Annotated in this window: 8 protein-coding genes, 1 tRNA gene and 1 other RNA gene; all 10 read right to left on the bottom strand. The window is 32.4% G+C overall.

Features of this window, described 5'->3' with window-relative positions:
- Nucleotides 1-448: 448 nt before the first annotated feature.
- The 10 genes from recR to HMPREF2578_RS08595 all read right to left on the bottom strand — a co-directional run bounded on the left by recR (nt 449) and on the right by HMPREF2578_RS08595 (nt 10,177).
- Nucleotides 449-1,045 (bottom strand): recombination mediator RecR, encoded by a 597-nt coding sequence (recR, locus tag HMPREF2578_RS08640; protein ID WP_002447967.1) that lies wholly within the window; start codon nt 1,043-1,045, stop codon nt 449-451.
- A 7-nt stretch (nt 1,046-1,052) separates the two neighbouring features.
- Nucleotides 1,053-1,370: a YbaB/EbfC family nucleoid-associated protein gene (locus tag HMPREF2578_RS08635; protein ID WP_002447964.1), complete on the bottom strand. Its 318-nt coding sequence runs from the start codon at nt 1,368-1,370 to the stop codon at nt 1,053-1,055.
- Nucleotides 1,371-1,496: 126 nt separating this feature from the next.
- On the bottom strand, nt 1,497-3,206 hold the full coding sequence (dnaX, locus tag HMPREF2578_RS08630; protein WP_017175207.1) for a DNA polymerase III subunit gamma/tau: 1,710 nt from the start codon (nt 3,204-3,206) through the stop codon (nt 1,497-1,499).
- 72 nt (nt 3,207-3,278) lie between these two features.
- A complete protein-coding gene (locus HMPREF2578_RS08625) occupies nt 3,279-3,797 on the bottom strand; it encodes a GNAT family N-acetyltransferase (RefSeq protein WP_017175206.1) in 519 nt (172 codons plus the stop codon).
- A 316-nt stretch (nt 3,798-4,113) separates the two neighbouring features.
- Nucleotides 4,114-4,383: signal recognition particle sRNA large type (ffs, locus tag HMPREF2578_RS08620), an RNA gene on the bottom strand.
- Between the two features lie 96 nt (nt 4,384-4,479).
- Complete coding sequence (gene treR / locus HMPREF2578_RS08615; RefSeq protein WP_017175205.1) at nt 4,480-5,205, bottom strand: trehalose operon repressor; 726 nt, start codon at nt 5,203-5,205, stop codon at nt 4,480-4,482.
- A 22-nt stretch (nt 5,206-5,227) separates the two neighbouring features.
- Nucleotides 5,228-6,865, bottom strand: coding sequence for an alpha,alpha-phosphotrehalase (gene treC, locus HMPREF2578_RS08610; protein WP_017175204.1), 1,638 nt, complete (start codon nt 6,863-6,865; stop codon nt 5,228-5,230).
- Nucleotides 6,866-6,943: 78 nt separating this feature from the next.
- Nucleotides 6,944-8,386 (bottom strand): PTS system trehalose-specific EIIBC component, encoded by a 1,443-nt coding sequence (gene treP / locus HMPREF2578_RS08605; RefSeq protein ID WP_017175203.1) that lies wholly within the window; start codon nt 8,384-8,386, stop codon nt 6,944-6,946.
- A gap of 176 nt (nt 8,387-8,562) precedes the next feature.
- A tRNA-Ser gene (locus tag HMPREF2578_RS08600) sits at nt 8,563-8,655 on the bottom strand.
- Between the two features lie 58 nt (nt 8,656-8,713).
- The gene (locus tag HMPREF2578_RS08595; RefSeq protein ID WP_017175202.1) at nt 8,714-10,177 is read right to left on the bottom strand and encodes a glutamate synthase subunit beta; all 1,464 of its coding nucleotides are present in this window, start codon (nt 10,175-10,177) and stop codon (nt 8,714-8,716) included.
- Between the last annotated feature and the right edge of the window lie 14 nt (nt 10,178-10,191).

Here is a 10,191-nt window from a genome sequence, read left to right as displayed (position 1 = left end):
ACATATTGTCATTCAGTTTTCAATGTTCATTTCTTCAACACAAGAATTAATTATACTCGCTATCGATATGAAAGTCAACAACTTTTTTAAATTAATTTTTTTGTGTGTTTAATGTTCGTTGATTTGTTTCGCTCAACAAATAAATACTATACAGGGTTTCTCCCAAATGTACAATGGTAAAAATTACACTACAAAGAGCGAAAGATAGAGACTAACCCACAAAACACGAACATTATATAAAATAATTTGTTAATAGTTAATATTAAAGTTGTTTTCTTTCAGTTTATAACTTTTTTTACATTACTTTTATCTCATAAAACAAACTTTTAAAAATTTACATTTTTTAAAATAATTTTAAAAAAAGCTATTTACAGTGTGATTTAGTATTGTTGAAGGCGGAATATCCTCGCTATTCAATACTCATCTACTATAAATAGCACATAAAAATTTACATTTCGGTTCTACCAGCAATTGCTTTAGAAAGCGTTACTTCATCAGCATACTCTAAATCGCCACCAACTGATAATCCTTGTGCAAGACGTGTTACTTTTATTCCAATAGGTTTTACAAGTCTTGAAATATACATGGCGGTCGATTCACCTTCTAAGTTTGGATTCATAGCTAATATAAGTTCTTTAACTTCTTCATCTTTTAATCTATCAATAAGTGTGGGTATATTGATATCTTCAGGTCCTATACCATCCATTGGAGAGATAGATCCATGTAATACATGATAAAGGCCTTTATACTCTCTCATTTTTTCCATTGCAATAACATCTTTATCATCTTCAACCACACAAATAATTGAACGATCCCTTTGTTTATCTTCACAAATGTAACACGGATCTTTTTCAGTAATATGACCGCAAATACTACAATAGGTAAGTTCTCGCTTAACATCTACTAAGGCTTTAGCAAATTTTACGACATCGTCTTCTTTCATGTCTAATGTATAAAAAGCCAGACGTTGAGCCGTCTTGGGACCAATGCCTGGCAGTTTCATAAAACTATCTATAAGTTTTGAAATCGGTTCAGGATAATGCATACTTAACCTACATTCCTGGAATATTTAAGCCTTGAGTATGTTTACCTAATCGTTCTTGCGTTAAATTATCTGCTTTATTCATTGCTTCATTTGTTGCAGCTAAAACTAAATCTTGTAACATTTCGATATCATCTGGATCTACTGCTTCTTCTTTAATTTCTACATCTACAACTTCTTTATGACCAGTTACAGTTACGGCAACCATACCGCCACCAGCTGTTCCTACAATACGTTCGTCTTTAAGTTTTTCTTGTTCTTGTGCCATTTTCTTTTGCATTTTTTGCATTTGCTTCATCATTTGTTGCATATTTCCGCCACCGCGCATCATTCATTTCCTCCTTAAATTTTCACATTAATTTTATTATAATTTATATTTCATTATACATACGTTTATATTTATTGTCATGTATGACTCATTCAACTTACCTTATAAACAAACTGATATATTTTATTATTCATCTATAATATTCACAGTATCTTCACCAAATAAATCTCTCGCTTTTTGAGCAATATCAGACGTTTCCTCTTTAGTATTATCTTTTGTACTTTCAGAAGAATGATGATCATTTTGTTTTCTATGATTAATATACTCGCTTCTCACTCTCATCCATTGATCTGAAGGGACACCTACTACTTCAACGTTTTTATCAATGATATTACAAACGACGTTTTCAATGTTTTTCCTTTTTTCTTCATCTTTATTAACAATTTCACAATGTATTTCTTCATCAAATTGAATTAATACACGTTTTCTACTTGCTGCTACTGGAATTGAGTTTTGCAATAAGCTGACTAAAGATTTTTTATCATTACTTTTAGCATAATCAATTACTTCTTGCCAATGTTCTTTAAGTAGTTGAATATCTTCTTTATTTGCTTCATCTAACACTTTAGCTATCTGCGTCATAGAAAATGCCGCTTTACTTTGACGTTTATTTCTAGAATGTGTGTTTGTTTGTGTGTGCTTTTTATTACTCTGTGAAATACCTTGTGCTTTTAGAGTTTTTAACTCATTTTCAAGTTGTTCCATTCTTTGTAATAACACTTCATTATTAGGTTCTGTAGCAACAGGCGTTGTTGCTACATTTTCTACTTTCGTAGGATTTGTTTTCACCATTTCAGCTAATTTAACTAATAACACTTCAAAGTGTACATTCTGATTCACACTAAATCTAATAGAAACGAGCGTATCATTTATAATATCTATCATATGATATAACGTTTCTAAATCAAATTGAGTTAAGGCATCGTAACTTGTTTGTTCATTGATTGTTTTATTCATAATCGTATCTCTTACGAAATAAATCATATCATTAATAAGTCTATTTACTTCTTTACCTTCAGATACAAAGTGATGATAACGAGAAAATGCTTCTTTTACATTTCCATTAACGATATCGTTAAATAATTCATTAAGCGATGCTTCATCTACACTACCCGTTACGTCTAATACATCTTGTAAGGTAAGATGCTCATCTCCAAAAGCAATTGCTTGGTCCATAATGCTTAATGCATCACGCATACCACCTTCTGATGCTTTAGCAATAAATTCTAATGCCGCTTCCTCATAATCTAGTGATTGTTCTTGTGCAACAAAACGTAATCGTTCGACAATTTGTTCGGTACTAATCGCTTTAAAATCAAAACGTTGTGCACGTGAAATAATCGTAGGTGGTATTTTATGCGGTTCTGTTGTTGCTAAAATAAAAATAGCGTGTGCTGGAGGTTCTTCTAATGTTTTTAATAAAGCATTAAAAGCACCTGTTGTAAGCATATGAACTTCATCTATAATATAAACCTTATATTTTGATTCACTAGGTGCGTATTTAACTTTATCTCTAATATTTCTAATTTCATCAACACCGTTATTACTAGCAGCATCAATTTCAATAACGTCACCATTTGTTCCTTGTGTAATGCCTTTACATACTGCACACTCATTACAAGGTTCACCATCATGGGGATTTAAACAGTTAATAGCTTTAGCAAACACTTTAGCTATACTTGTTTTACCAGTTCCTCTTGGGCCACTAAAAATATATGCATGAGATTGCTTTCCTTTTGAAATAGCATTTCTCAATGTTTTAGTGACATGTTCTTGACCTACAACATCATTAAAACTTTGAGGTCTAAACATTCGATATAAAGCTTGATAATTCACAGTCGCACCTCCAATACAATTACTTATCAATTATATCATGCAATATCTTTGATATATTAATTTTTTATACTTCTATGATATTGGTTGTAGTTTCCCATGTGGATATTCACTTAATTGATCCCACAAGAATTTCACATAAAGAGACTTATCATCATTTTTCGATATAATATGATGTTGTGCCGCTGATACATAACCTAACGCTGTAAAATACTCAGGACAATCATCTACAATAATAGCAGTATAATGATGAGCTTTCGCACGCTCTTCTACAGCTTGCACTAAAGCTTTTCCTATACCTTGGTTTCGATAAGATGTTGCTACAATCAAAGAAGATAATTGTAATACTTTAAATGTATCTTCATTATCAATGAGATTCACTTCATTTAGCATGATGTGCCCTATAATGTCCCCATCTTCTTTTTTCGCAATAACTTCTAATTCATAATTATATGTAGGTTGTTTTCTTAAATTAGAAATTATTTTACTATGTGATTTACCATCTAAACCTTTGTTATTAGTATAATGTTTTTCAAGTTTTTCTAAAGTCTCGATATAATCCATTTCAGTTAAAGTACTTAAATAAACTTGCATAACTTCCCCCTATAATTAACATGTTTCTAATCATATTTCTATTAAATGAATTGAGTAAATGTATCAGTGTATACACCCATAACCCTCATTATAAAAATAATTTAGGGTGTTTGTTTTTCTCAACATGCCTATTTTGAATATCTGTATATAAGTATGATGTTTATAGTTGTTCGATAACAACTTATTTAAATGATTTAAGAATCTTTATCTGTATTCTAAGTTCTTCTATAGTTTATATAAAAAAGGAGTGACTTTAAATTAAAGTCACTCGTAAAGTATATCTATTTATAGAAATGATTAATTTTAAATTAAATAACCGTGCACCTTCGAATCGAGTGTACATCATAAACGTTACCGAAGTCGATAGCTAAATCTCGGCTACCCTACGGCACATATGAGTGTCCACTTAATGCTGCTTCCGTCAGGACCTGACATGATTCATGGGTTCATATTGCATAGGACCGAAATCTTCAAACACCTCGTGCTTCGGGCAGACTTCACAAAAGTACACCCTCAACGAAGGATTTAAGTCTCGCATAAAGCGGATTTCGAGTACAGGGAACCGCTACCTCCCCACCTAGCACGGTAAGTTTTATAATACTATAAAACGTATTAACGTTGCAAGTAAAATAGTATATTTATTTATAAATCATTCAAGTTAAAAACCAATTCAAAAATATTACTATTTATTTTGTCGACGAGAAAATTCATTAAACTTAAACTCTGTCGCTAGATGCTTTGAAACATTATATTGAAATCGCGTCGTATCTTTAAGAAAAACGGTACTTCTTACTGTCGCTGTATATGGATGGTGCACTTTACCAAACACTTGATATTCAAAATCCTTAAATGGTTCAAATGTAATTGATTTATTAGAATAGCTAATATCTAAATGAAGTTCTTTTTCTAAATAATCATAAATAGACTTTCTAGCTATTTCATTAGATATTTTAGGAACTAATGATGTTAGAAAATAATCTTCATCTAATATTTTAACTTTTCCATTTACACTTCTACTTCTTACTACATGACATAATAAGTCGTTATTTCTTAGACCCAATTGTTCTTTCACTAAAGGAACATCAGACGCCTTTATTATTTCATTTACAAGGACATATGTTTCATGATTTAAGTTTAACTTTTCTTTAACTTCTTTAAAGCTAATTAAATCTGAAAAAGGAAATTCAGTGATATCTTGTTGAATAACAATCGATCCTTTTCCTTTAATTTTTTGAATCATCCCATCATTTGCAAGTAATTCAAGTGCTTTTCTTACCGTTTCTCGAGATGAGTGATATGTTTCTACAAGTTCACGTTCTGACGGTAGTTGTTCACCGTATAAGTATATTCCCTCAGAAATATCTTTTTTTAACTTTTCATAAATTACTGCAAATTTTTGTTGAACCATTTTTATTTTTTCACCCTATCACTTAATATGACTTACTAATTACTATCGCACCATATGATGAAATCTTATTATCAAAAATTGTACCACTCTGAATAATAATATCTCCTACTATATCAAGATCATCTGGAATCCTAACAGCTTCATTTGAAAAGTTAGCAATAATTAACCAAGAATCATTTTTATAGTTGCGACGATAAATAAACAATTGTGGATGATCCATATACAATGGTTCAATATCTCCATAAGTAATAATATCATGATGATGACGTAACTTAATAAGTTGACGATATACATGTAAAACTGAATCTTTATTACTTATAGCATCTTCAACATTAATCGTATCTATATTCTTAGGTAAATCTATCCATGGCGTACCAGATGTAAATCCTGCATTTTCATTTTGATTCCATTGTATAGGAGTACGCGAATTATCACGCGATTTTTGGGATAAAATGGTCAAAATTTCTTCTTCTGGTATCCCTTCTTCTTTTAGATGTGTATACGCATTAAGAGATTCTACATCTCTATATTTTTGTATTGATGTATAATGAGGGTCAGTCATGCCAATTTCTTCACCTTGATAAATATAGGGTGTCCCTTGTAACATATGCAACACAATAGCTAACATTTTTGCGCTTGCTTGACGATTCAATTCATTTGTGTCATCGCCAAATCGTGATACTACTCTTGGTTGGTCATGATTACACCAAAAAATAGCATTCCATCCACCACCATTATGGATACCTACTTGCCATTCCATTAAAATTTTCTTCAATTTAAGAAAATCATATTTTTCATTTGTCCACTTTTCACCATCTTTATAATCCACTTTTAAATGATGAAAATTAAATACACTATTCAATTCTTGACGCTCAGGACGTGTATATTTAATACAATTGTCAATCGTTGTTGAAGACATCTCACCTACTGTCATCATATTTCTATTTCCAAAAGTATGACGGTTGAGTTCATGTAAATATTGGTGAACGCGGGGGCCATCAGTGTAAAATTCTTTTCCGATGGCTTCTGAATTTTTAAATTCATCTTTAGAAATAAGGTTTATTACATCAAAACGGAAACCATCAACGCCAAATTGAATCCAATAATTTACCATTTCATAAAGTGCTTGTCTTACTTTTTCATTATCCCAATTCAAATCAGCTTGTGTCACATCAAATAAGTGTAGATAGTATTCATCAGATTTCTCATCATATTCCCAAGCATTTCCACCAAATTTAGATTGCCAATTTGTTGGTGGTCCATCTGCTGATGATTTGAAAAAATAAAAATCTCGATAAGGATTATCTTTTGAATGAATTGCTTCCTTAAACCAATGATGTTCCGTAGAAGTATGATTAATTACAATGTCTAGCATAACTTTTAAGTCTCGACGATGTGCTTCATAAATCAATTTTTTAAAATCATCTAATGTTCCAAACTCTTCATTAATTTTAAAATAATCGCTGATATCGTAACCATTATCATTCATTGGAGATTCATAAATAGGTGTAAGCCAAATATAGTCCACGCCTAAATACTTTATGTAATCTAATTTTTCAATAATACCATTCAAATCTCCTTTGCCGTCTCCAGTCGTATCATTAAAAGATTTAGGGTAAATTTGATACACTACTGATTTTCGCCAATCGTTTTGAATCATATTAATACCACCTTTATCTAAAAATATATTTTTCAAAATAATTAATTATTCACATCTTATAATGAAAGTTCATAACCCTCATTTTATATCATTGGGATTTTCTACCATTTCTTTAGCTTTAATTTTAGTGAATTTAGAAAAAATCACCGTTAATACTGCTGGCAAAATCATTGCTAATAGGATAACAAGTATATAAATATACCAATATTTACTTTGGATTGAAATAAAAGCTGGAACGCCTCCTACCCCTACATTACCAAGTACTCGATTTGCTCCAATGACTGCTCCTAAAACACCCGATGTACAAATAGCAGCAAAAAACGGTACTTTTAAAGGTAAATTCACTCCAAACATAGCTGGTTCAGTGACACCTAAGAAAGCAGAAACGCCAGATGTTAATGCTAATCCTTCTTCTTTTGCCATTTTTCGACGTTTATAAATTAACCATGCACCAAATGCAGCTGATCCTTGACAAATATTAGAAATGGCTACAATTGGCCATAAATAAGTTCCCTTTAAAGAACTGCCCATCAATTGAAAATCCACTGCTAAGAACATATGGTGTAACCCAGTAATAACAAGTGGTGCATAGAAGAAACCATAAATTGCGCCACCTAACCAACCCGCATGTTCAAAAATAAATTGTATAGCACCTGTAATCGCTGTTCCGATACCTAATGCTATAGGCCCAATAATAATAAATGATAGGAATCCTGTAATTAATAATGCTACAGGCCCTACTACAAGCATCTTAATTGAATCATGCACGACTTTATTAAGTGCTTTTTCAATTAAAGAAAGTACATAAGCCGCAATAAGTACCGGAAGGACTTGCCCTTGGTAGTTTAATTGTTTAATTTCTAAACCAAATAAATTCCATGTAGGAATATGACCCTTAGCTATATCATATTGTGAAACGAGTTGAGGATGCATTAATATCAATCCCAACACTAATCCTAAAATTGGACTACCTCCAAAGACTTTCATACTACTCCAACCAATTAAAGCTGGTAAAAAGATAAATGCTGTACTAGCTATGACGTTAATAATATTAGAAATATCACCTAATTGATGATGTTGTTCCACTAAGGCCTTAGGACCAAATAAATTTTCCATAGTTAAAAGATTATTAATCCCCATAAGTAAACCAGCTGTTACTAGTGCTGGCAAAATTGGAATAAAAATATCTCCTAATAATTTTACTAATCGTTGTAATGGATTGCCTTTTTTTGCAGCGGCAGTTTTTGCTTCATCTTTAGATGCAGTTTCTACACCGGTTTCATTTACAAACTGTTTATACACTTCATCTACTGTACCAGGACCAATAACAATTTGATATTGATTGTCAGCTTTAAATTGGCCTTTAACAAGCGTATTATTAGATAAAGCTTCCTTATCTACTTTATTATCATCTTTCAAAACTAATCGTAATCGCGTTACACAATGAGTAGCAGTATCTACGTTTTCTTTTCCACCTATTGCTTGAACAATATCTTGTACATCTTTTCTTTTTACGCCCACGATGTCCACTCCTTTGTTTCTAACTTAAACAAAGTATAACTTGTCTAGACAAGTTATGTAAAGGCTTTCATTAAATGATTTGATTTTTTAAAAATTTAGTACATAAAAATAAGCACTCAGTAAGTTACTGAGTGCTTATCTTCTTTATATTGATTAGTCTTGGATTTTAATGATAATGGCGGAGGAAGAGGGATTCGAACCCCCGCGGCCCGTTAAGGCCCTGTCGGTTTTCAAGACCGATCCCTTCAGCCGGACTTGGGTATTCCTCCAATGAACACAATAACCATCATATAATATTATTCATTGGAAGTCAATATTTTTATATTATTATGCTAAAACTTTTTGTTTGAGATATTGATCTACTGATTTAGCTACAGCTCGTCCTTCTTTAATTGCCCACACGACTAAACTTTGTCCACGACGTGCATCTCCTGCAGCAAATACTTTTTCTTGATTTGTACGATAATCCTGCTCATTTGCTACGATTTTATTTTGTTTAGTTTTAATATCAAATGATCGTGGTACTGTTGTTTCAGTTCCTTCAAATCCGATTGATAATAATACTAAATCTGCTGGCCAGTGTCTTTCTGTACCATCAACCACTACCATACCCTCAGGTGTTTCTTCCAAAATTTGGGTATAAACACCGCGAATATTACCAATCGCATCTACATCATATCGCATAGTTTGAACGCCATATGCACGAGGCTCTCTTCCAAATCGTGCTTCATATTCTTTATGAGCATAATCCATTTTAAATACAGGTAATGCTAAAGGCCAAGACGTGTTACTTTCAAATGTAATTTCTTCTGGTGCTTTTGTATACTTGTTAAACTGTACAATAGATTTACAATTTTCGCGTAAAGCAGTCGCTACGCAGTCTGCTCCAGTATCCCCTGCTCCTATAACAATTACATTTTTATCTTTAGCCGTAATTGAAGCTTCTTCAATCTCACCATTTAGAACTTGCATTTGCTCGGTAAGGTAATCCATAGCAAAATGAATACCTTGTCCCATTCTACCTTCTAAAGGCAAGTCACGTGCTTTTTGAGCACCAGTACATAATATAATCGCATCAAATTGTTCTTCTAATTCATCACGTGTTATATCTACACCGATATTAGTATTTGTCTTGAAAGTAATACCTGCCTCACGCATGATTTCAATTCTACGTCGAACCACAGTTTTGTCTAACTTCATATTTGGAATACCATACATTAATAAACCACCTGGCTCAGCTGCTCTTTCAAAGACAGTAACTTGATAGCCTAAATGATTTAATTCTTCCGCAGCTGCTAATCCCGCAGGACCGCTTCCAACAATTGCCACGCTCTGATTTTTGTGTTCTTTTGGATATTTTGGTTTTACCCATCCATTGTCATAAGCTTCATCAATAATCGTGCGTTCGATACCTTTAATTGCTACAGAATCACGATTAATTTTCATAACACATGATTGCTCGCATGGTGCAGGACAAATACGTCCTGTAAATTCAGGAAAATTATTCGTCTCACTTAGACGTTCGTATGCTTCTTTAAAGTCTTGATGATACACTAAATCATTCCATTCAGGTATATAATTTCCTATTGGACAACCAATTGTTTCTCGTCCGAAAGGAAGTCCAGTTTGACAAAATGGCGTTCCACAATCCATACATCTTGCCCCTTGAATAGAGGCTTCTTCTCTAGAAAATCGTTGTTGGAACGCTTCGTGTCCTTCTAAACGTTCAATGAGTGACAATTCTGCTAATGATTGTTTCTCATATTTCATAAACCCTTTAAACTCACCCATAACTTTTCCTTCCT

This window comes from Staphylococcus sp. HMSC072H03, assembly GCF_001809305.1.
Taxonomy (GTDB): domain Bacteria; phylum Bacillota; class Bacilli; order Staphylococcales; family Staphylococcaceae; genus Staphylococcus; species Staphylococcus hominis.
This window is presented reverse-complemented; position numbering and strand designations above follow the sequence as displayed.